Here is a 21,895-nt window from a genome sequence, read left to right as displayed (position 1 = left end):
ATGGCCGCAAGCGTTTTTGACAGCCCCCTTTACAGTAAACTCTTTCCCGTCGGTGAGACGGGCCGCCTGTTTTCAGACACCGCCGCGATCCGCGCGATGCTGCTGGTTGAAGGCGCATTGGCCAAAGCACAGGGCACATTAGGCATCATCCCCGAAACAAGCGCGGCCGCCATTCATCGCGCCTCGCTTGAAATTCAGATTGACCCCGGCGCGCTGGCCACATCCACAGGGCAGAACGGCGTGTGCGTCCCCGGTCTGGTGGATGCTTTTCGCGCTGAGATGAACGCACCCGAACATGCGCAATTCGTCCATTGGGGTGCCACATCGCAAGACATCATCGACACAGCACTGATGTTGCGCTTGCGTCAGGCCTTGGCGCTTGCGGAAAGTGACCTGCAGGCGTTGTTGTCCCGGCTGGCGGACGCCGCAGAAAAACATGGCATGACACCCATGGCCGCCCGGACATATGGGCAGATCGCCACCCCCACAACCTGGGGGGCTGTCGTCTCGCAATGGGGCATGCCACTGGCCGACGCGCTCAGCGCCTTGCCCCGGCTGCGCCAATCGAGCCTTTTCGTATCGCTCTCTGGCGCGGCTGGCACATCCGCCGCACTGGGCACGCAGGCCCCTGAACTACGCCGTGCGCTGGCAGAGGGGCTGGGGCTGCAGGATCCTGAAAGATCGTGGCATACTGATCGCACGCCCCTGTTGCGGATCAGCGACTGGCTGGGGCACGTATCTGCCATACTAGGCAGTATGGGAAACTGTCTGAACGGGCTGGCCGCCAGTGGGATTGACGAGGTTCGTTTTGACAACCCCGGTACGTCCTCCACCATGCCGCAAAAGCAAAACCCGATTGACGCCACATCGCTTGTGGCCCTTGCCAACCAGTCATCGGCCTTGCGCGCGGGCATGACCTCCGCCGCGCAGCATCAACACCAACGCGACGGCACCGCATGGTTTACCGAGTGGATGCTGTTGCCACAGATCGTCCTGACGACCGCATCAGCCTTGCAGATCGCCACAAGGCTGGCGGGCGAAATGCAGCCAAACGTAGCGCAGATGCAGGCGGGTTTGGAAACCGGCAACGGGCTGATCCACGCCGAAGCGCTGAGTTTTGCCTTAAGCAAAGACATGCCTCGACCTGCGGCGCAGGCGGCCACCAAAGCGCTTTGTGCCCAAGCAGTGGCCGAGGGCACGTCCCTGCCCGCCTTGGCACTTGCGGCTTACCCGGACTTGCCGCCAAGCCTCTTTCAAAGTCAGCTTCAGCTTGGTCAGGCCGCTACTGAGGCGCGGGCTTTCGTCACGCGCGTCAGAGGCATTGGTAAGTGAAACCCGCCGTCGTTTTCATTCTCATCACAATGATGATTGATGCGATGGGCATCGGGCTGATCATCCCCGTTATGCCCGATCTGTTCCAAGAGGTTGGCGCGGGTGATCTTGGCACGGCAGCCCTCTGGGGCGGGATATTGGCCACTGCATTTGCGGTCATGCAGTTCTTCTTTGGGCCTGTGATCGGCGGGCTGTCTGATCGCTTTGGACGCAGGCCTGTACTGCTGGTGTCACTGGTTGTGATGATGCTGGATTACCTTGTCATGGCGCTGGCCGGCAGCATCTGGCTGTTGCTGATCGGGCGCATGATCGGCGGGGTGACGGCTGCAACGCAGGCAACGGCGAACGCCTATATGGCGGACATTTCTGCCCCCGAAGACCGGGCCGCAAATTTCGGCCTGATCGGTGCCGCCTTTGGCGTCGGCTTTGTGCTTGGCCCGTTGATTGGCGGCCTGCTGGCGGAATTCGGGACCCGCGCCCCGTTTTATGCCGCCGCCGCCTGCGCCGGGCTGAATGCAATATTCGGCTATTTCGTGCTCAAGGAGACACTGCCCACCAGCAAACGGCGCCCTTTCGAGTGGCGACGCGCCAACCCTTTCGGCAGTTTTCGCCACCTCAGCAAGCTGCACGCGCTGGGGCCTTTCCTGATCGTGTTTTTTCTCTATCAGGTGGCATTCGCCGTTTACCCCGCGATTTGGTCTTTTTTCGGGAAGGAGCGTTTTGGCTGGGAACCTGCGACCATCGGGCTGAGCCTTGCGCTGTTCGGCATCATGATGGCCATCGTGCAGGGCGGTCTGATCCGGCCCGTCATGCGTCTGCTGGGCGCGCGTGGCACGGTCGTGTACGGCCATATCTTTGATATCTGTGCGTTTTTGGCCCTCGCCTTTGTCACCAGCGGCACCGTCGCCCTCATCCTGACGCCGCTTGCCGCCCTCGCCGCGGTGATCACACCCGCCCTGCAAGGTATCATGTCCAAATCTGTCGGACCCGACGCGCAAGGCGAATTACAAGGTGCACTTACTTCGCTCAGCGCGCTGGCAATGATCCTGTCACCACTGGTCATGACCGGCACTTTTGCAGCCTTCACCGGTCCGGATGCACCAATATACGCACCCGGCGCACCCTTCATTCTATCGGCTGGACTGATCGCAATCGGTCTGGCCATTTTTGTGATGCGCGGACGAAGCGCGTCGTTTTCATGACGACAACTGTTGGATTTCGTCGTGTTCGGGCTTGCACACGACCCGCCATTTAGTAACGCTGGCCAGACAGTCATGAAAAGCGCCGGGGACATCACCAGATCATGCAAAAAGTAAAAGCTGCCGTGTGCCACGAATTCTCAGCGCCTTTGGTGATTGAGGACATCTTGCTGCGCGCGCCTGAACGGGGCGAAATCGAAGTCACCCTTGACGCCGTCGCGATTTGTCACTCCGATATTTCATTTGCACAAGGCGCGTGGGGGGGATCGCTACCAGCCGTCTATGGACATGAAGCAGCCGGGCGCGTCAGTGCCCTGGGCTCTGGCATTACAGGCTTGAACCTCGGCGACAGCGTTGTCGTGACTTTGATCCGTGCCTGTGGCACCTGCTGTAGCTGTGCAGGCGGCAAACCGACGCTCTGCGACACACCCTATGACGGGGATGCGGGGCCGATCACAACCGCTGACGGGGGCAGGCTGCATCAGGCGATGGCCACCGGAGGTTTTGCTGAAAAAGTCGTTGTTGATCAAAATCAGGTCGTGCGAATTGACCCTACTGTGCCCAAGGACGCGGCCAGCCTGATCGCGTGCGGCGTCATTACAGGTGTGGGGGCCGTGGTGAACGCTGCGGGCCTGCGCGCCGGGCAGGACGTCGTTGTCATTGGTGCCGGAGGTGTCGGATTGAACGCGATACAAGGGGCGCGGATCGCCGGGGCGCGCCGCATCGTGGCTGTCGACATGAGCGAAGACAAGCTGGAAACAGCCAAGGATTTCGGCGCGACACACGGCGTTCTGGGCACAACAGACAAACCGTGGCGCGCGGCATTTGAGGCCTTGGGCGGGCGCGGTGCGGACGCCGTCATCGTCACTGTCGGTGCGATCCCCGCCTACGATCAAGCCCCCCGTTATCTTGCATCCGGGGGTAAAGTTGTGATGGTCGGTATGCCGCATTCCGGCGCCAAATCCAGCTATGAACCGGTTGTCTTGGCCGCAGTGGGTCAGGGGATGATCGGTTCAAAAATGGGTGATGTGGTGATCCAACGGGATATCCCCTGGATGGTCGACCTTTATCTGCAGGGGCGTTTGAAACTGGATGAGCTGATCTCGGGACGCTGGTCTTTGGATCAGATCAACGAGGCGATTGCAGATACCAAGGCGGGTGCCGCGCGACGCAATGTGATCGTGTTCGACACCTAGCGGGTCAGCCAAGAGGGAACAGAAATGAAGCTGAAAGACCTCGACGTTATCGTTACAGCCCCACCGGCGCCCGGCTGGGGCGGGCGATACTGGATTTTGGTGAAGGTGACCACGGACAACGGCATCACCGGCTGGGGCGAATGCTATGCCTCAAGCGTCGGACCCGTCGCGATGCGCGCCGTGATCGAGGATGTCTTTGCCCGCCACATGGCAGGCGAGAACCCCGAAAACATAGAACTCATGTTCCGCCGCGCCTATTCTTCCGGTTTCACGCAGCGTCCCGATCTGACGGTCATCGGCGCATTTTCCGGGTTGGAAATCGCCTGTTGGGACATTCTGGGCAAGGCGCGTGAACGCCCTGTTTATGCCCTTCTGGGCGGTCGCATGAACGATCGCATCCGCGCCTACACCTATCTTTATCCGCTGGCGCATCATGATCCGTCAGCTTTCTGGAGCTCTCCGGAAATGGCCGCTGAAACCGCCGTTGCGATGGTTGAGAAAGGTTACACCGCGCTCAAATTCGACCCTGCAGGCCCCTACACGATGCGCGGCGGGCACATGCCTTCGATGCGCGATATCGCGCTGTCCGTGGCCTTTTGCAAAGCCATTCGTGACGCTGTGGGCGACCGGGCGGACCTGCTTTTTGGCACCCATGGTCAGTTCAGCACCGCCGGGGCGATCCGTCTGGGTCAGGCGCTGGAACCCTATAGCCCGCTGTGGTTTGAAGAGCCGATACCGCCTGACGCTGTTGAGGAGATGGCGAAAGTTGCGCGCGCTGTCCGAATTCCCGTGGCGACCGGCGAAAGGCTGACGACCAAGGCCGAGTTCGCCCCTGTGCTGCGCGCGGGTGCGGCGACGATCCTGCAACCCGCATTGGGGCGTGCGGGCGGCATCTGGGAGATGAAAAAGGTCGCCGCCATGGCGGAGGTCTATAATGCACAAATGGCACCGCATCTTTATGCAGGGCCGGTTGAATGGGCCGCCAACATCCATCTGGCGGCGTCCATTCCCAATGTGCTGATGGCGGAGTGTATCGAAACGCCCTTCCATGACGCGCTGATCAAAGGCGCAATCCGGGTCGAAGGCGGCTTTGTCACGCCGCCGGAGACGCCCGGTCTGGGCATCGACGTTAACGAAGAATTGGCCCGCACGCATCCATATAATCAGGACGCTCTGCACCTTGAGATGCGTGAAGCGCCTTGTGATTACGTGAATGGCAATAATTTTCAGGGGGGCGCGCCCACGCCGGATGGCAAAATGGATTAGGACCAGATTAGGTTCGTGCGGCCTCGAACGCGGCCCAGACATCTTCGAAGTCCTCAAAACTCAAGCGTCTGCCTTTCACCGCGTCGAATATGATCCGCTCGGAGCGCATGAGCGTGGCAATCGCCCCTGCCAGATCAGGGATCACATCCGGCGGGATGACAAGCGCGCCATGACGATCCGCATGCACCAGATCGCCGTCCGCAACGCTCAGGCCAAAGATCTCCACTGGCTCTGCGATATCGACCACATGCACGAACCCATGGCTCGGCCCGATGGAGCCTGCGACAACCGGATATCCCTCTGGCATATCGCCAAGGTCCCGCATCACACCGTCGGTCAGCGTGCCCGCAAGACCAAAGCTTTTGTGGATATTCGTGTTGATCTCACCCCAATAGGCCCCGATGGCATTTGGCACATCCAGATCCTGCACTACAGCTACCGCAGGCCGCGGCCCCGTCGCCATATGTTTGTAATAGGCCATGCGCCGCGCTTTGATCACCTCGGGCGCTTCGCTTGGCGGTTCCACCGCTTTGATGCGGGCCGTGCGCGCAAAACCGACCATTGCCGGGGCATCTGGATGCGAGGCGATCATGGTTTGCCGGGTGAACGCGTTGAAACCACGCTTGCCCTGCGCCACTTCGATGGCGTTGCAGACCGTGGGGGTGTCCACCTCTGTCAGCAGCTTGAGCAGCGCCGCATCCATCAGCGCGCTGCCGCAATCGCGGCCCCCTCTGACAAGGCCGCCAGCTTCGCAAAAGCGATGTCCGGGTCCACCGCCCCAAACCCCGCAAAGGTACCAAAGCCGCAATCGGACCCCGCAATCACCCGATCGGCACCCACTATGGGCGTAAACCGCTCGATCCGCTGCGCGACCACCTCCGGATGTTCGACAAAATTGGTTGTGGTATCGACAACCCCCGGCACCAGCACCTTGTCGTCCGGTATGTCTGACTTGCGGTCGCGAAACACTGTCCATTCATGCGCATGACGCGGGTTTGACGTCTCAAACAGCAGGTATTTCGCCTTGGCGGATATCAAGGTATCAAACACCTTGTCCATGCCGATGTCGCAAACATGCGGGCCCTCGTAATTACCCCAACAGATGTGGATGCGAACCCTGTCCTGCGGCACATTCGCCAGCGCATGGTTCAACGCCTCGACGTGGCTTGCGGCGATCTTGACGAACTCCGCGTCTGACAGGTCATTGAACAGCATATGGCGCGACAGCGCGAGGTCCGGGCAATCCAGCTGCAGATCAAGACCGGATGCAACAATCGTTTCGTATTCATCGCGCATCGCATCGGCAAGTGCCGCGAGATAAGCGTCACGTGTCGCATAATGCGCATTCTGCAAGAACAGTGAAATCACACCGGGCGAGGCCGCATTCATGAACCCGCGCGTTACCCCCTGCTGCGCCATGGCAGATTTTAGGTTTGCGATGTCCTTTTGCAGCTCGCCCTGCCCTTTGGGTTTCACCTCACCGGTGCACATGGGACGGGCGTATTTCGGCGTGCCGCCATCATCCGCGAGCCGCTTTAGAAAGGTCGGGAACTGCTTGAGATCAGCGGGCGCATTGCGCGGACTGTCCCCGGAAAACCCGGTGTAGCGGTCCTTGACGTAAGTCGCATAGGAAATCTTCGACGTTTCGCCATCACTGACGATGTTCACGCCCGCCTTGACCTGTTTTGCCACGGTTTCGGAGACCGCGCGCGTCATCGCAGCATCAAAAGCGCTGGCATCATAGGTTTCGCCGCGTTCACGGGCGAAGATGAAATCCACCACTTCCTGACTGCGCGGCAGGCTGCCCACATGTGTTGTCTTGGTCACGTTACTCTCCCTTTTTGCGCCACGCCGGGCACCTGCGCTGTGCGATTACCCGGCCTGTGCCACCCACGTCGGCCCCGCCTGATCCTCGGTCGCGATGACGTGAAACAGGCTGGCATCCCCCGTCATGGACGGTTGTGCGCGGTGCATCAGGTTTTCGGGCACAGACATCGTGTCGCCCGGCGCGAGCGTCGCACTGCCGCCGTCCCAATCCACACGCCAATGCCCCCGCACCGGCATCAAGACCGATGGTTTATTGTGCTGATGCATCGCACCGCTCGCCGAGGCGCGGGTGACGAAATCAACCTCAAAGCCCGGCTTGTCCGGCAACATGCCTGTCTCACCAATGACTTTCGCAGGGGCGCGATCCGCGAGGGCCACCATATCCCAGTACCGCGCAACATGGTTTGGCACGACGTCTGCGCTTTCCGGTTCGGGAAAGGCGGCAAGTTCCTGCGCCGTCAGCACCGGCATGGGGTCTATCCCGTCGGGCAGTGCCTGGCCTTTTTTGGTGTCATAAAGCTTGCCCTCTTGCGACAGGACCAACCCGTGATCGGCTGCATCCTCGATCACCTGCGGGGCCCAGATGACCCCCCCGCCTGCATCATCCCCCCCGAGGATCGCCATGATCATCCCGTAGTCATTGCCGATGTTCTCAAACCCGCGAAAGATACCCGTGGGGATATTGAAGATATCGCCCGGTTCCAGCGTCACCTCGCCCGCATCGCCCCAGCGTCCCCAGAAAAATCGCCAACGCCCCGACAGCACAAAAAACACTTCGGCTGTGCGGTGGCTGTGCAGGCTGTTGCGGCATTTGGGCGGCTGCCCTGCGGCGCCGATGTTGAACCCATGCGGGATGGAGATATGCACATGCTGATCCGGCGATTCTGACACGCCACCCCCGATGATGGTGAAGTTCTCTTTCTGATCAGAGCCGGGCGTATGGGCGTCTATAAAGGCCGTCTTGCAGGGTTTCAGATTACCATAGCGGACAATACGGCGTTCCATTTCAGCAGGGGTCATAGCGTTTTCTCTTTCATCCTGAACATTGCGATCGACCTATCCGGTATGCAGCAATATTTGCTTCCAGACGGTCGTCTCGTCATAGATCACGTATTCCCGGCGCAGGCCCCACGGGCCGAATTCGGCGTGGCATATCCCCAGCAGATAAACATCCGCACCTGTCGGCGCGCCAAACGCGCCCCAGCCCGAATGCTTGCCCGTCAGGGACCAGCGCAGGGCCGCGCGGGGCGGCATCTGCGGGTCTTCGCGCCCGATCTGATGGTCGATCTGAAACACCGCATCAGGGAAAGACGCGCGCAGCCCCATCCAGAACTGATCCACATCACCGTGGCTGTGGCCGGTATATCCGCCGGGGTATTCGACCTGCACCGCACGGTCATAGACCTGCGGGATCACCGCCATATCCGCCCCCATGATGCGGGTCAGGATATCGCCGTATTTTGCGCCCCATTCGTTGTCATTGCCGCGCCCTTTATAGGGGCCGGGCTGGTCCGTCGCAGGTGACAGGGGTTGCACGCAGGCCTGCGGCCCGCCTTCCCTTTCGATCAGGTCGGTGGCATAGGCTTTGGCGTCCCAGCCCAACTGGCGCACGATCGCACCCTGATCCCGAATGAGCCATTCATCATTGATCTGGTTGTTGATCGCATGACAATCCGCCAAAATCCGGTAGGTCAGTTTTTTGCCTGTCGCTTTGCCATAGACACCGTCATGCGCATGCGTCGCCGTGCTCAGCAGGCGGTGGGAGGACAACATGCCCTCCTCCGGCGTGCCAGACCAGATCACATCTTCGCCCAGCAGCGTGCGGTCCGGGAATTCGGCCAGCGTCGCCATGGTCGCGCCAATGACCTTTTGATTGCCAATCACAACAGAGGCGGGCGAGCGGACGACGATATCATCCGAATAGTACTGGTGCAGCGTCGCGATCCCGCGATCTTCCCAGATTTCCTTAGTGATCCCGATGATGTAACCGGGAAAGTCTTTGAACTTCGGATCGAAGCCTTTCATTGCGCATTTTCCTTGGGTTTGCGGGCGGAGCCGCGGATCATTAAAGGGCCATCCAGCACGATACGGCGCGGGACATCATCGGCACCGGACAGACGGTCCAGCAGGGCCTGCGTTGTCTCGGCCACCATACGGTTTGCGGGTTGGCGGACCGTTGTAAGGCTGTAACTTGGCCAATGCGCAAGGGTCACATCGTCATAGCCCACAACGGACACGTCGTCGGGGATACGCAAGCCAAGTTCAAAACGCAGCACATCCATCACCGCAAAGGCCATGTGATCATTGGCCACAAAGACCGCATCAGGACGCTCGGCCGTGTCAAACATCGCCCGTGCGGCATCTTTGGCCTGCTCAAAATTGAAATTGCCGATGCCGCGCGCAAAAAGGGTCTGCCCGGCCTCCTTCAGCCCTTCGACAAAACCTGCCTCGCGGTCGATCTGGGTTGAGGCCCCTTCCCAGCCGGCAATAAAACCGATGCGCGTGTGGCCCCCGGCGACGAGAAACGCGGCCAGTTTGCGCCCCCCCGCCATGTTATCAGACGTCACCGACGTCAGCCGCGCGTCATACTGGTGGCGGTTGAACAGGACGATGGGGATGCCCAAGCCCTCACAGCGCTGCGTCAGATCGTTGGACAGGCCGACCGAGGCGGCAATGATCCCATCGACCTGATAATCCAGCAATTCGTCGATCACCGCCTGGGTTGCGGCGCTGTCATTGGACGCCATGAAGACGAGCACATGATAGCCTTCGCCCTGCAATGACTTTGACAGCCGTTCAATGGCTTCGGGGTAGAACTGGTTTTCGAGGTAAGCCACCACCAGCCCGATAATACGGCTGCGTCCTGTGTTCATCGCCCGCGCCAGCACATTGGGCCGGTATCCCAGATCAGAGGCGGCTTTGCGCACCTTGTCGCGGGTCGCTGCACTGACCGATGCGCCCGGCGTATAGACGCGGCTTACGGCGGAACGGCTGACACCGGCCTTTTCCGCCACATCCAGAGCCGTCACCTTGCCCATTATGCGCGCGCCCCCCTCACCCTGCAGTCCAGCCCCCGTCGATCAGCATCGACGTTCCCGTCACCATCGCAGAAGCATCAGACGCCAGAAAGACCGCAGCCCCCATGATGTCTTCGACCTCGCCCACGCGGGGCAGTTTGATCTTGTCCATGATCCACGCAAGGCGTTCGGGATCATCGAACGTCACCTTTGTCAGCGGCGTGCGGATGAAGGTCGGGCAGATCGTATTGATGCGGATGTCGGATTTGCCCCATTCGATCGCCATGGATTTCACCATCCCCTCCAGCGCGTGTTTGGAGGCACAATAGACCGCACGCTCAATGCCCCCCACATGGCCCATCTGGCTGGAGATATGGATGATCGACCCGGCCCTGCCCGCATCCTGCAAGGCTCGCGCCGCATAGGCTGACAAAAAGTAAGCACTGCGCAGGTTGATGTTCATCACCGCGTCGTAGTCTTCGGGCGTGGTCTCAACCGCCGGTGCGTGTCGCGCAAGCCCGGCTGAATTGATCACGACATCAAAAGGATCACTGAACACGCTCGCCAGCGCCTCCAGATCGGTTTGATCAAGTGGGCTGGCCTGTGCCGACAGACCCGCCGCCTTGATCGCTGTCACCGCATTTTGCAAAGGTTCAACCCGCCGGGCTGCGCAAACCACATGCGCCCCCGCCTCTGCGAGAGCAACGGCACAGCCCAGACCGATCCCGGAGGATGCGCCCGTCACCAAAGCACGTTTGCCTGCGAGGTCAAAGGCAGGGGTTGTCGGTAGTTTCGTCACAGCGCCACTCCTGTCTGCAGATCAAAGCCTGCGCGCGCCTTGTTGAATTCCCGCATGCGCGCAAAGACATCGACGCCGATCTGATCGTACACGTGCAACAGGTCAACCAAAACCCAATTCTCCCGGATCAGCCCCTTTTCCACACGCCAGAAATCAAGGCTGCGCATGGCGATCTTCTTGCCCGACGGGGCGATACCGAGCCACCCTGCGTTGGTGATCGACTGATACATATCCGGCCAGCCCGTCACAGCCGCATAGTTCCGATCCCCAAAGAAGTGACATTCAATTTCATCAACGTGCCGTCCGCGATCCGGCATGGCGTTCAGGAACGGGATTTGATGCCAATGCCTGAACCCGCGCTGACCGCGTGCCGTCCCGATACCAGCAGGGCCGTACCATGACATTTTCGGGTGCCAGAAACGGTCCATCTCCATCACTTCGGGACCGCCCTGACCGGGGTGGCGCATCAAGTGTTCCAGCATGTCGATGATATGTTTGCAGGTCGCAGCCCCCGCTGATGCGTCGTAAGGCCCCGGCACGATCCCGTCACAGGTCGCAGGCCCCGGCACATGCCATTCCCGACCAAGCGACGGCGACAAGGGCCAGGCCCCCGCCTGCATCATCAGTTCCGGTATATCCCAAAGCGCCTGAAGCTCGACGACGTGGCCGTTTTCTATCCGGTAGAATTCGTGGAACCGCATGTGCATCATATGCCCTGTCGCCGGGATATCCATCCACGGCGCGCTGAAGGTGCCGGTGTAATAGCCACCGCATCCGACCCAATTTGCCCCTTCCGGTGTTGGCCCCGCCATCACGATGGTGTCACGCCGTTCCAGATCGGGCACCGCGCGCAGCAACGGCAGATAGGCTTTGTCGATGAAGGCGTCGACACCAAGCGTCGTTTCAAACGGAAAGGCCAGCCGGAACACGGCGTCGGTTGCGCATATCGCGTGCAGCGCCGCGCGCAGGCCTTCAACATCAAAATCATACATCGCAGCCCGAACCGGTGCGAGGCGTGATTTGTTATCGCTGTGCGTATCGCTCACCGGGCTTGGGTCCTCATCCGTTTGAATTGGGTATCACCCGTTTGAGCGCACAAACGGATTTCGCGCAGCAGGGTCGCAACAGGCAGACACCTGATGACACCCAGCAGATTACAGGGGCCCACGGCCCCGGTTTGCAGCGCCCGTTCCTTGGTTGCCTGAGTGCGGTTCATTCGGTTTTATTCCGCCGCTTCCTTTGCAGGCGCGCCCGTCCCGTAGGGCACATTCTGGCCACCATAGCGCCGGACACGCAGGTTGCACTGCTCTGCGTGACCCACGAACCCTTCAAGCATGCACAGGCGTGACCCATAAGCCCCGATTTCTGCTGCCGCCTCATCGGTCAGGATCTTTTGATAGCTATGCGTCTTGAGGAATTTGCCGACCCAAAGGCCGCCTGTGTAGCGCCCCGCCTTTTTCGTCGGCAGGGTGTGATTGGTGCCGATGACCTTGTCGCCATTTGCCACATTCGTGCGCGGCCCCAGAAACAGCGCGCCATAGCAAGTCATCTTGTCCAGAAACCAGTCGTCCCGGTCGGTCATGACCTGCACATGTTCCGATGCGACATCATCGGCCACCGTCAGCATTTCGTCGTAGGTGTCGCACAGGATGACCTCGCCGTAATCGTTCCAACTGACCCGCGCGGTGTCCGCTGTGGGCAGGATGGTCAGAATACGCTCAATCTCGGCCAATGTCGCATCGGCCAGCTTGCGCGAATTCGTCAGCAAAACCGCAGGTGAATTATAGCCATGTTCCGCCTGCCCCAAAAGGTCCGTCGCGCACATCTCGGCATCCACCGTGTCATCGGCAATCACCATCGTTTCGGTTGGCCCGGCAAACAGATCGATGCCCACGCGGCCAAAAAGCTGGCGTTTCGCTTCGGCGACAAAGGCGTTGCCGGGGCCGACAATCATATGCACAGGCTCAATCGTGTCGGTCCCGATGGCCATGGCCCCCACCGCCTGAATGCCACCCATGACGTAAATCTCATGCGCACCGCCCAGATGCATGGCCGCAATCACCGCCGGATTCGGTTTGCCCTTGAAGGGCGGCGTGCAGGCGATGATGCGCGGCACTTTTGCCACGCTCGCCGTGGCGACCGACATATGCGCGGATGCCACCATGGGGAACTTACCGCCCGGCACATAGCAGCCGACCGATTGAACCGGGATGTTCTTGTGACCCAGAATGACGCCCGGCATCGTTTCGATTTCGATGTCGCGCATGCTGTCGCGTTGGGCCTGCGCAAAGTTGCGCACCTGCTCCTGCGCAAAGCGTATGTCTTCCATCTCGCGCGGGCTGAGCTGCGCGATCAGATCGTTAATTTCCACAGCACTCAGACGAAACGCAGCCGGTGAATAGCCGTCGAACTTCTCGCTCAACTCCCGCACAGCTGCATCGCCACGCGCTTCGATGTCCGCCAGTATCGCTTCAACAGCCGCACGGGTTCTGGCATCATCGTCAGCACGCTCCGCATCCGGCTTGCCGCGTTTCAGATACTCAATCGCCATATTTCTCTCTCCTCACTGTTCGGGTCGCGGCGGTGCTTTTTCACCGCGATCGAACGCCTCCCAACCCTCACCGTCAAAGACGTCTTTGCCCAATTGGGCCAGCACATGAGGAAAATCGACCATTACCCAATTGTCGGTGATCTTGCCCTCTTCGACCTTCCAGAAGTCCATATACCGGATTTCGATCCGCTTGCCTGTGGCCGCAATCCCCATGAAGGGACCTGAATGTGTCGCTTCCTGGCGGCCAAAGGCAGCAGCCCATTCGCCCATGTAAAGCCGCGCCTCATCCACGCAGACCTTATCGGAAAAGGCCGCCTGAAACGGTCGTTGCCAGTTGTCCTGAAACGCGCGCAAACCGTCCTTTGTGCCGCAGCCCTGATTGCCCATCCACCGAAAGCTCTCGGCAAAAAAGGCTCCGATATCGTCAATGCGGTGGTCGTTCAAACCATCCACCATGCCTTCGATTGCAGCGCGCGTCGCGTCCGTTTTGGACATATCCGTGTCGCGGCTCAGAACCGCTTGTTCGGGGCGTGAACCCTTCATTTGTCACCTCTTTGAAATGAGCACAGGGTCATCCTTTGACCGCGCCGGCGGTCAGGCCCGAAACAATCTGGCGCTGGAACACCATGACCAGCAAAAACAACGGCGCTGTGATCGAGACCGCAGCGGCGACTGCCTCGACCTGATCGGTGGTTGTCGTTTCGCGGTTGAAATAGCCTGCAATGGCCGGAACCATCGTCTGGTTCTGGGCATCCAGCAGCAGCGATGTCACCAGAAAGTCATTGTACCCCAGCAGGAATGAAAACAGACCCGTTGTGATAACGCCGGGCCACATCACCGGCATGATCACACGGCGAAATGCCTGAAAATGCGAACATCCATCGACGCGCGCCGCCTCGTCCAGTTCCGCCGGAATGTTCTGAAAGAAGGACCGCAGCATCCAGATGGTGAACGGCTGGTTGATCGCGACAAGGACCGCAATCACCGCCCAGGGCTGGCCATAAAGCGTCGGGGCGCCTTCACCGAAAATCGGGCGTAGGATTTCGGATGAATTGATGAACACCGGCAAATACCCCGCCACGAGGACCGAGTGCGGCAGCGCGCGAAAGACCAGCGCAAGGATCAGCAGCCAGAAGGCCAGATCAGAGCCGGAGCGCGCCAGACCATAGCCCGCCAGCGTGCCGACCGTCAGCGAAACAGTGACCACCCCCGCCGTGACCAGCATCGAGTTCAGGAAATTGCGGTAGAATTCGTTCTCGGCCCAGACGGCCACATAGTGTTCGGTCGTCAGCCCCAGAACGGGTGTGCCCAGCGGCCCCAGCAGCCCGTTCACCGCCCCGAGGATCAGCGGCAGGAGCCCAAAGAAAATCAGCACAAAGGCAACCGCATAGATCACCGCGCCGAAAATCCAGCCCAAGGCAATCATGCCCGGCGGACAATATTGCTGCACCAGCCCCGGCAAGCGGGTAAAGGCCCATCGGATGGCGAAATACAAAACCGCCAGCCCGACCACGATGTCCAGCACCGACAGGCCGTCGCCGTTCGCGCGCGTGGCCGGCCCCGTGATGACATCCCAAGGGCTTGCCGCAAAGGCATCCACGGGGGATTTGAAGCTCATGATCGCGATCCAGAAGATCGGAAACGCCGCGAGCAGACACCAGAACGCCAGAAAGGCACCGGACGAAAAACGCAGCGCAAACGACTGCTGCATGGCCTTGGAGGTAGACATCAGTGCGCACTCCCTTTGTGGTCGCGCCATGTGCGGCGCAGCGGCAGGATCAGCAAGAACACGATCCCGATCATCGTCAGCATGGCCGAAGCAGAGGCGCGAGAGATCGCACGGTTGCCCGCATCGTCCGGCGTCATGAAGTCATAGGTCAACCATTGCAGTGAAATCACATGCGCCTGCGACCGGAAGCCGACGATCTCTTCGAATACGCGGTAGCAGTCCATCAAGTGGATCAGCGCGATGAAAACGATCAGCGGCATCAGGTGTGGAATGATGACATGGCGCAACCGTTCCCACCGGCTGGCGCCGTCAATCACGGCACTTTCCAGCGTATCCATATTCACCGTTTGCAGCCCGGCATAGAAAATCACAAAGGCAAAGGGCGCAACATGCCAGACCCTGTAGAAATACATCAGCACCTCGATCGTCCACGCCTGCGCGAACATCGAGATGTTGGTTCCCGTCCAACGCTCCATCATGGAAGTGAGGATACCATCTCCCACGAACAGCCAGTAGATCGACAGCGACCCGATCACGGGCGTGATGATGAACGGCAACAGCGATACAAAGATCACCGGCCCCCGTATCGAGCGCGCGGCGTTGTTCACCGTCAGCGCGATCAGCAGTCCCACGCCGATGACCAGAGGCAAGGTCAGCAATGTGAAGGACAGCGTAAAGCGCAGGGCCTTCCAGAAATCGATCTGCATGATGTCGTTCCAGCTGCCGTTGCCGACAGCTTCCCAGAACTTATCCATCTGCAGCACGTTCTGATAACTCTGCAAACCAACCCAGCGGGTCTCGGTGATCGTCTTCCCGTTGTCATCCAGAACCGGAACGGTCTTGATCTCGGTTGTGCAGGTTTGGGTCACAAAACCGGGCGTGCAGGTTTCCACCTCGATCTGCTCTTGTATTGTGATGGTTTCCTGAAAGCTCTGAATAAAAACGGACAGCAGAGGTGCCGCGATGAACAGCAGCATCATAAAGATGGATGGGCCAACAAAGGCTGCAAATGTTTTGAACTTCATAGCATTTTCCTCGCTGCGGGTCCCAGGCTTTCAGCTCGTTCGGCTTCGTCAAGCAGAGTTTTTCCTCTTGATGAAACTGAAGACGTGACGGCTGGCCGGGACGCCCCCGGCCAGCCCTTGGATTACTCCAGTACGTTCGCTTCTCTGGCTGAGATCGTGTAGGCTTCCTCGATCGCTTCAAGCGTCGCCTGTGCATCACGTTCGCCGGTCAGAAACGCGGGCAACTCATTGCCCAGAGCCGTGTGCATCAGGCCCATTTGTGTTGTGGATGGATATGCAGGGGGTGCCGGATTTGCACTCGCTGTGGCAATTGCACCTGCAGCAATTTCTGTCGGTTCATACCCTTGAACCAGCCAGATTGCAGCTTCATTTGCACCCTGCACCGTTTCTGCATCGAGGCCCTCCATCGCAACGCGAAACGCCGCATCCGCCTCTTCGTCAGAGATGTTTTTTGCGATAACGATGCCATCCCACCATAGTGTCGTGGCGGGTGCCCCACCTTCCATTGCGACGGGCGCTGCGGCCATGGCCACTTTGCCCACCACCTGGCTTTCGGCTGCGTCATTCATCGCCCCGGCGCGGCTTGACCACAGGTTGGCCATGGCGATCTTGCCTTGCTGGAATTGCTGCTGCACATAGGTGCTGTCACTGACCAGAACTTCGGGATCTGTATATTCCAGCGCTTTTTCCATGGTTGCCAGAGCCTTGAGTCCGGCTTCTGAGTTTACCGCGGCCGTGTTGTCATCATTAAAGAAATCACCGCCAAAGCCGGGATACATGTTCACGAATTCCTGCGCGATGTTCCAGCCCGATTTCATTGTCGCACCCAGAGGGTAGTCGACAACACCGGCAGCCTTGATCTTTTCGGCCGCAGCATAGATCTCATCCCAAGACGTGGGCGTCTCGATGCCAAGGTCTGCCAGAATATCCGAGCGGTACATCAGGTGCTGCGTGTTCACCATCATGGCGACCGCCATGATCTGCCCGTTCACGCGGATGAGTTGGTTCGGGCTGAGGTTCTGGCCATATTTGGCCACCAGATCGTCCAGCGGACGGATTGTGCCTGAATTCAAAAGTGGCGTGATCGTCCCGTTTGACACGCCCCCGATCTGATAAAGCGCTGGATTTGCCTCAAAGGCTGCGGGCTGCTTGGTACGAAATTCCTGATCCAGTTCAGCCTGAAAACTGCCGCATTCCGCCATCGCGTCCGTAACGGCTTTCCATGCTTCAAAACCAGCGCTCAGCGACTTGATCGGTACCTCATTCTCGAATGAGCAGGCGGCAAATGCTGCGCTTCCCAAAAGCGAGATGGCACCCGCCAAAGCAATTCTCTTCAAAAACATATGCAAACTCCCTGTTGCGGTTGCGTTGGGTGCATCTTGCAAGGCTGCACCCTATATTTGGTCCTTGATCGGACGTTTTCGTCAGGATGCGGCGCGCCGCGTCCCGGTTTCTTTGTCAAACAAATGACAAATGATCGGGGACACGATGAAGGAGATCATATCCCCAATCTGCGCCCGAAACTCTTTGTGCGCCTTGACGGAAACAAGCTGACCGCCTGCCCGAACGGTGAGCATCGTCGCATCCCCCAGCAGTTCAATCGTGTAAATCGGCGCTGTGATCTGACCTGACCCATCCTCGGACAAAGTCGCATCTTCTGCGCGGAACCCCAGTGTCGCAGGGCCATCTGGACCGGGCAGACCGCTGATCTCCACATGCGCGCCCACAAAGGTGCCGCCGGTCATCTCGCCGTCCATCAGGTTCATGGCGGGGCTGCCGATGAAACTGGCCACAAAGGTATTGGCCGGATTGTCATAGATCTCCGTCGGCGTGCCGACCTGCTGCACCTTGCCCTGCTTCATCACGACGACACGGTCCGCCAGCGTCATCGCCTCGATCTGATCATGGGTGACGTAGACGGTCGTCACCTTCAACTCGTGGCTGAGGTTCTTGATCTGCGCCCGCGTCGATACCCTGAGTTTCGCATCCAGATTGGACAGCGGCTCATCCATCAGGAACACATTCGGTTCCCGGACAATCGCGCGTGCAAGGGCCACGCGCTGCCGCTGACCCCCCGACAGCTCAGCGGGCTTGCGGTGCAGGAAATCGTCCAGTTCCACCATGGCAGAGGCGCGGCGCACGCGTTCATCATGCTCCCCCTCGGGGACCTTGCGCACCTTCAGCGGGAAGCGGATGTTCTCATAAACGTTCATGTTCGGGTAAAGCCCGTAGGACTGGAACACCATGGCGACATCACGGTCTTTCGGGTCAAGGTCATTCACCACCTGCCCGTCAATCACGATGTCGCCCTCCGTCGCGTCTTCGAGCCCGGCAATCATACGCATGGTTGTGGTCTTTCCACACCCCGAGGGGCCCAAGAGCACCAGAAACTCCTGATCGGCGATGGTCAGGTTGAAATTATCAACGCCAACAAAGCTTCCCCACCGCTTGTTTACGTTGCGCAGTTGTATCTCAGCCATCTTGTCCCCCTGATGACGCCGCGAACCGAAACCGGCTGCTCTGTGACGCTAGCCACCTGACCCCATCTTTGGCAAGACTTTTTTGCACACGTGTGCAAATCCAAGCTAGAAATGAATTTCCTGCTTGTTTTATAGACTGTTACCCATGAAACTTCCGCTTGCGCGTGGCGACCGTTTGTAAAAGCAGGTCACAGAAATGCTGATGCCGCTCACCCCGGTGAACGGCATCCAAGCACTCGCAATAGGCGAATCAATGCGCCTTGGCTGCCGTCAAATCAGACGAACCAAGCGCCGTTATGTCTAGAAGAACGCCTGCACACCCGTTTGGGCACGCCCAAGGATCAGCGCATGAATGTCATGTGTGCCCTCATAGGTATTGACGGTCTCAAGGTTCATCATGTGGCGGATGACCTGAAACTCTCCGCTGATGCCATTTCCGCCATGCATGTCACGGGACATGCGCGCGACATCCAGCGCCTTACCGCAATTGTTGCGCTTCATGATGCTGATCATTTCAGGGGCCGCCTGCGCGCTGTCCATCAAACGCCCCACCTGCAAAGAGCCCTGCAAGCCAAGTGCGATTTCGGTCTGCATATCCGCCAGCTTTTTCTGGAACAACTGCGTGCCCGCGAGCGGCTTGCCGAACTGGTGACGGTCCAGGCCGTATTGCCGCGCCGCATGCCAGCAGAATTCCGCAGCACCCATGACACCCCAGCTGATGCCGTACCGTGCGCGGTTCAGGCACCCGAACGGACCCTTCAGACCCTGCACATTCGGCAACAGTGCGTCTTCGCCAACTTCAACACCATCCATCACGATTTCGCCGGTGACCGAGGCGCGCAGGCTCAGTTTGTTACCCACCTTGGGTGCGGACAGCCCGGTCATGCCCTTTTCAAGAACGAAGCCGCGAATTTTGCCACCATGCGCTTCAGACTTCGCCCAGATCACGAAAACGTCGGCGATCGGTGAATTCGAAATCCACATTTTCGACCCGGTCAACTTGTACCCGGTTGGTGTCTTTTCGGCGCGCGTCTTCATCCCGGCGGGGTCAGACCCAGCGTCCGGCTCTGTCAGGCCAAAACAGCCAATCGATTCGCCCGAACACAGCTTGGGAAGGTATTTCTGACGCTGTGCCTCAGTGCCATATGCGTAAATCGGATAGATCACCAAAGAGGATTGCACGGACATCATCGACCGATACCCCGAATCGACCCGCTCAATCTCGCGCGCGACAAGACCGTAGGCCACATAGGAGCCACCCAAACCCCCGTACTCTTCGGGGAGCGTGATCCCAAGGAGCCCCATATCGCCCATTTCCTTGAAAATCTCAGGCGCAACTGTTTCGTTCTCATAGGCGTCGATCACACGCGTCTGCAGCTTTTCCTGCGCATAGGCCGCAGCGCTTTCCTGAATCATCCGCTCATCTTCGTGCAGCTGATCGGTCATGCGGAAAGGGTCAGACCAGTCAAATCCGGCCAGATCAGGGGCATCTTTGGCTTTCAGTATCGGGGTTTCAACGTTCATCGGTTTTCCTTTCGGCGTCATGCCGGCGTTTGCTTGGGTGCATTATTGCAAGTTACGGACCAAAAGGCTAACGAGGCTTTGTTCTGTTATCCATGAGAATAACTCATATGCAACCTGCGCGCCGATTTCTCCCCTCTACCAACGCGCTGACCTGTTTCGAAGCGGTCGCGCGTTTGGGCAGCGCAACCGACGCGGCGGCAGAATTGTCGCTGACCCAAAGCGCTGTGAGCCGGCAACTCAAAGCCCTTGAAGGGCAATTGGGTATCGAACTCTTTGAACGGCGCGGACGGCAATTGGTGCTGACGGCCCGCGGTGCGGCTTATGTGAAAGAGGTCCGCACAATCCTGCAACATCTGACCCGCGCTTCTGTTGCCGTGCGGACGGATGCGCGCGGTGGGGCGCTCAACCTGTCGATCCTACCCGCTTTCGGCATGCATTGGCTGGCACCCCGGCTGCAGGACTTCGCCCAGACCCACCCGGAGGTCACCGTCAATCTGTCCACCCGGCTGGCCCCGTTTGACTTTCGGGATACGCATTTTGATGCCGCCATCCATTTCGGGCGCGAAGACTGGCCAGCAACGGACTACCTGCCGCTCATGCCAGAGACCGTGGTGGCGGTATGCGCGCCCTCTCTGATTGCAACGCCGCTGAGCGATCCGCGCGGTATTCTGTCCCATGACCTGATGCATCTGGAAACCCGCCCACGCGGTTGGGTGCGGTGGTTGCGCTCACTCGATATTGACGCCTCACTGCCCCCGGGCATGGTTTTTGATCAATTTTCCACCATGGCGCAGGCGGCCGTGCATGGATTAGGGGTCGCGCTGCTGCCGACCTTTGTCGCGGACCCCTTCCTGAACAGCGGCCAGTTGGTTCTGGCCTCGCCACATACCAATCAGAGCATCGGCAGTTATTTCCTCGTGTGGCCAAGAGACCGCGAAGAAAGCCATAGTTTGACGTCTTTCCGCACCTGGCTGCGCAAGCAAGCCCGTTCATAGGTCATATCCGATCACTTTGGACACCTGCATGAAGATGAATTTTTCGCGCGGAAACGGCAGCGGTTTGACAATGACGCCAGCACGCCATGGTCGCGGCGCGTTTCTGTCGCAATTCGCCTTTATGCACTGGATGTCCACTCCTTGGGTGGGACGGATCGAGGGTGTTTGATTGTTTAACCAGTTCACGCGTTTTTAGTGACCCCTTGCGACGTCCCACTCAGCGGTGTGCCAAAGGATACAGCCGGAACCGATGGTTCAAAGGCGGATTGGTATCAGCTAGATCGGCGCGATCAGTTGTGGCCCGGACGCACGGTTGGAATTGACCGCGCGATCGACACGAAAAACCTCCAGCGCATCGTCAGGTGCCGCCCGCATCAGGGTTGCGGCACCGTGACCCGCTTCACCGAGCCATAGCGGCCAATCCTCGGGCTCAAGGATCACCGGCATCCGATGATGAATACGCGCCATCGTTTGATTGGCCGCAGTCGTTACCAACGCCACACTGCGCAGTGCCTCTCCGTCCGGGCCAGTCCAGTTTTGCCAGACCGCCGCCATGACACAGGCGCCACCCCCCGATGGGGTCATGAACCAAGGGTCGCGGGCACCGTCCTCTGTCTTGGTCCACTCATAAAAACCGGTGGTGACAACCAATGCGCGCCGCTGACGCACAGCCTCACGAAATGCAGGTTTTTCTGCAATCGTCTCGGCACGCGCGTTGATCAGCAGCGGGCCATCGTTGGTTTTCTTGTACCAATGCGGCAAAAACCCCCAACGCATGGACGTCAGCCGCCTTTGCCCCGCATCACCGCCCGTGATGACGTGGATATTGTTGGTCGGACAAACGTTGTAATTGGGCACATCCGGCAGATCATTGTCCGGCTGTGCGTCGAACAATTGCGCCATCGCGTCAGTGGGAAGGGTAATGGAAAAACGTCCACACATGCGTGCTACCTGT

At 59.3% G+C, this 21,895-nt stretch carries 20 protein-coding genes; 5 read left to right on the top strand and 15 right to left on the bottom strand.

Annotated elements, in window-relative coordinates:
• From RLO149_RS02460 to RLO149_RS02445, 4 genes are all read left to right on the top strand, one after another.
• Entirely contained in the window at positions 1-1,332 is a 1,332-nt protein-coding gene (locus RLO149_RS02460) for a lyase family protein (protein ID WP_013960468.1), read from the top strand.
• Positions 1,329-2,534: a TCR/Tet family MFS transporter gene (locus RLO149_RS02455; protein ID WP_013960467.1), complete on the top strand. Its 1,206-nt coding sequence runs from the start codon at positions 1,329-1,331 to the stop codon at positions 2,532-2,534. Before RLO149_RS02460 ends, RLO149_RS02455 begins: the two co-directional genes overlap by 4 nt.
• Positions 2,535-2,635: 101 nt before the next feature.
• Positions 2,636-3,727 (top strand): Zn-dependent alcohol dehydrogenase, encoded by a 1,092-nt coding sequence (locus RLO149_RS02450; protein WP_013960466.1) that lies wholly within the window; start codon positions 2,636-2,638, stop codon positions 3,725-3,727.
• 24 nt (positions 3,728-3,751) lie between these two features.
• Positions 3,752-4,993: a mandelate racemase/muconate lactonizing enzyme family protein gene (locus tag RLO149_RS02445; protein ID WP_013960465.1), complete on the top strand. Its 1,242-nt coding sequence runs from the start codon at positions 3,752-3,754 to the stop codon at positions 4,991-4,993.
• A gap of 7 nt (positions 4,994-5,000) precedes the next feature.
• Here RLO149_RS02445 and RLO149_RS02440 read toward each other — a convergent pair whose 3' ends face one another.
• The 14 genes from RLO149_RS02440 to RLO149_RS02375 form a co-directional block, all read right to left on the bottom strand.
• Positions 5,001-5,696 (bottom strand): RraA family protein, encoded by a 696-nt coding sequence (locus RLO149_RS02440; protein WP_013960464.1) that lies wholly within the window; start codon positions 5,694-5,696, stop codon positions 5,001-5,003.
• On the bottom strand, positions 5,696-6,820 hold the full coding sequence (locus RLO149_RS02435; protein WP_013960463.1) for a cobalamin-independent methionine synthase II family protein: 1,125 nt from the start codon (positions 6,818-6,820) through the stop codon (positions 5,696-5,698). Before RLO149_RS02435 ends, RLO149_RS02440 begins: the two co-directional genes overlap by 1 nt.
• Positions 6,821-6,865: 45 nt before the next feature.
• Entirely contained in the window at positions 6,866-7,840 is a 975-nt protein-coding gene (locus tag RLO149_RS02430) for a cupin domain-containing protein (protein WP_013960462.1), read from the bottom strand.
• Between the two features lie 36 nt (positions 7,841-7,876).
• Entirely contained in the window at positions 7,877-8,845 is a 969-nt protein-coding gene (locus tag RLO149_RS02425; protein ID WP_013960461.1) for a nuclear transport factor 2 family protein, read from the bottom strand.
• On the bottom strand, positions 8,842-9,858 hold the full coding sequence (locus tag RLO149_RS02420) for a LacI family DNA-binding transcriptional regulator (protein ID WP_013960460.1): 1,017 nt from the start codon (positions 9,856-9,858) through the stop codon (positions 8,842-8,844). The genes RLO149_RS02425 and RLO149_RS02420 overlap by 4 nt, the downstream gene beginning before the upstream one ends.
• A gap of 16 nt (positions 9,859-9,874) precedes the next feature.
• Entirely contained in the window at positions 9,875-10,636 is a 762-nt protein-coding gene (locus tag RLO149_RS02415) for an SDR family NAD(P)-dependent oxidoreductase (RefSeq protein ID WP_013960459.1), read from the bottom strand.
• Positions 10,633-11,682 (bottom strand): ester cyclase, encoded by a 1,050-nt coding sequence (locus RLO149_RS02410; RefSeq protein ID WP_013960458.1) that lies wholly within the window; start codon positions 11,680-11,682, stop codon positions 10,633-10,635. Before RLO149_RS02410 ends, RLO149_RS02415 begins: the two co-directional genes overlap by 4 nt.
• 176 nt (positions 11,683-11,858) lie before the next feature.
• The gene (gene hisD, locus RLO149_RS02405) at positions 11,859-13,187 is read right to left on the bottom strand and encodes a histidinol dehydrogenase (protein ID WP_013960457.1); all 1,329 of its coding nucleotides are present in this window, start codon (positions 13,185-13,187) and stop codon (positions 11,859-11,861) included.
• A gap of 12 nt (positions 13,188-13,199) precedes the next feature.
• Positions 13,200-13,730 carry an ester cyclase gene (locus RLO149_RS02400; RefSeq protein ID WP_013960456.1) on the bottom strand — a complete coding sequence of 177 codons (531 nt, stop codon included), beginning with the start codon at positions 13,728-13,730 and terminating at the stop codon, positions 13,200-13,202.
• Between the two features lie 28 nt (positions 13,731-13,758).
• A complete protein-coding gene (locus RLO149_RS02395; protein ID WP_013960455.1) occupies positions 13,759-14,916 on the bottom strand; it encodes a carbohydrate ABC transporter permease in 1,158 nt (385 codons plus the stop codon).
• Positions 14,916-15,941, bottom strand: coding sequence for a carbohydrate ABC transporter permease (locus RLO149_RS02390; RefSeq protein ID WP_013960454.1), 1,026 nt, complete (start codon positions 15,939-15,941; stop codon positions 14,916-14,918). Before RLO149_RS02390 ends, RLO149_RS02395 begins: the two co-directional genes overlap by 1 nt.
• A 122-nt stretch (positions 15,942-16,063) precedes the next feature.
• The gene (locus RLO149_RS02385) at positions 16,064-17,284 is read right to left on the bottom strand and encodes an ABC transporter substrate-binding protein (protein WP_013960453.1); all 1,221 of its coding nucleotides are present in this window, start codon (positions 17,282-17,284) and stop codon (positions 16,064-16,066) included.
• Between the two features lie 81 nt (positions 17,285-17,365).
• A complete protein-coding gene (locus tag RLO149_RS02380; RefSeq protein ID WP_013960452.1) occupies positions 17,366-18,421 on the bottom strand; it encodes an ABC transporter ATP-binding protein in 1,056 nt (351 codons plus the stop codon).
• Positions 18,422-18,721: 300 nt separating this feature from the next.
• Positions 18,722-19,945 carry an acyl-CoA dehydrogenase gene (locus RLO149_RS02375; RefSeq protein WP_013960451.1) on the bottom strand — a complete coding sequence of 408 codons (1,224 nt, stop codon included), beginning with the start codon at positions 19,943-19,945 and terminating at the stop codon, positions 18,722-18,724.
• Positions 19,946-20,052: 107 nt separating this feature from the next.
• On the opposite strand from RLO149_RS02375, the gene RLO149_RS02370 reads away from it, so the two are divergent.
• Positions 20,053-20,940, top strand: coding sequence for a LysR substrate-binding domain-containing protein (locus RLO149_RS02370; protein WP_044025177.1), 888 nt, complete (start codon positions 20,053-20,055; stop codon positions 20,938-20,940).
• Between the two features lie 276 nt (positions 20,941-21,216).
• Here the strand turns inward: RLO149_RS02370 and RLO149_RS02365 are convergent, their stop codons facing one another.
• The gene (locus tag RLO149_RS02365; protein WP_013960449.1) at positions 21,217-21,882 is read right to left on the bottom strand and encodes an SOS response-associated peptidase; all 666 of its coding nucleotides are present in this window, start codon (positions 21,880-21,882) and stop codon (positions 21,217-21,219) included.
• Positions 21,883-21,895: the final 13 nt, after the last annotated feature.

The organism is Roseobacter litoralis Och 149 (genome assembly GCF_000154785.2).
In the GTDB taxonomy this organism is placed as follows: domain Bacteria; phylum Pseudomonadota; class Alphaproteobacteria; order Rhodobacterales; family Rhodobacteraceae; genus Roseobacter; species Roseobacter litoralis.
This window is presented reverse-complemented; position numbering and strand designations above follow the sequence as displayed.

Bases quoted from the DNA above. Each gene is read 5' to 3' on its own strand.
- RLO149_RS02460 (WP_013960468.1), top strand. From the start codon at position 1: ATGGCCGCAAGCGTTTTTGACAGCCCCCTTTACAGTAAACTCTTTCCC.
- RLO149_RS02450 (WP_013960466.1), top strand. From the start codon at position 2,636: ATGCAAAAAGTAAAAGCTGCCGTGTGCCACGAATTCTCAGCGCCTTTG.
- RLO149_RS02445 (WP_013960465.1), top strand. From the start codon at position 3,752: ATGAAGCTGAAAGACCTCGACGTTATCGTTACAGCCCCACCGGCGCCC.
- RLO149_RS02440 (WP_013960464.1), bottom strand. From the start codon at position 5,696: ATGGATGCGGCGCTGCTCAAGCTGCTGACAGAGGTGGACACCCCCACG.
- RLO149_RS02430 (WP_013960462.1), bottom strand. From the start codon at position 7,840: ATGACCCCTGCTGAAATGGAACGCCGTATTGTCCGCTATGGTAATCTG.
- RLO149_RS02425 (WP_013960461.1), bottom strand. From the start codon at position 8,845: ATGAAAGGCTTCGATCCGAAGTTCAAAGACTTTCCCGGTTACATCATC.
- RLO149_RS02420 (WP_013960460.1), bottom strand. From the start codon at position 9,858: ATGGGCAAGGTGACGGCTCTGGATGTGGCGGAAAAGGCCGGTGTCAGC.
- hisD (WP_013960457.1), bottom strand. From the start codon at position 13,187: ATGGCGATTGAGTATCTGAAACGCGGCAAGCCGGATGCGGAGCGTGCT.
- RLO149_RS02400 (WP_013960456.1), bottom strand. From the start codon at position 13,730: ATGAAGGGTTCACGCCCCGAACAAGCGGTTCTGAGCCGCGACACGGAT.
- RLO149_RS02395 (WP_013960455.1), bottom strand. From the start codon at position 14,916: ATGTCTACCTCCAAGGCCATGCAGCAGTCGTTTGCGCTGCGTTTTTCG.
- RLO149_RS02390 (WP_013960454.1), bottom strand. From the start codon at position 15,941: ATGAAGTTCAAAACATTTGCAGCCTTTGTTGGCCCATCCATCTTTATG.
- RLO149_RS02385 (WP_013960453.1), bottom strand. From the start codon at position 17,284: ATGTTTTTGAAGAGAATTGCTTTGGCGGGTGCCATCTCGCTTTTGGGA.
- RLO149_RS02380 (WP_013960452.1), bottom strand. From the start codon at position 18,421: ATGGCTGAGATACAACTGCGCAACGTAAACAAGCGGTGGGGAAGCTTT.
- RLO149_RS02375 (WP_013960451.1), bottom strand. From the start codon at position 19,945: ATGAACGTTGAAACCCCGATACTGAAAGCCAAAGATGCCCCTGATCTG.
- RLO149_RS02370 (WP_044025177.1), top strand. From the start codon at position 20,053: ATGCAACCTGCGCGCCGATTTCTCCCCTCTACCAACGCGCTGACCTGT.
- RLO149_RS02365 (WP_013960449.1), bottom strand. From the start codon at position 21,882: ATGTGTGGACGTTTTTCCATTACCCTTCCCACTGACGCGATGGCGCAA.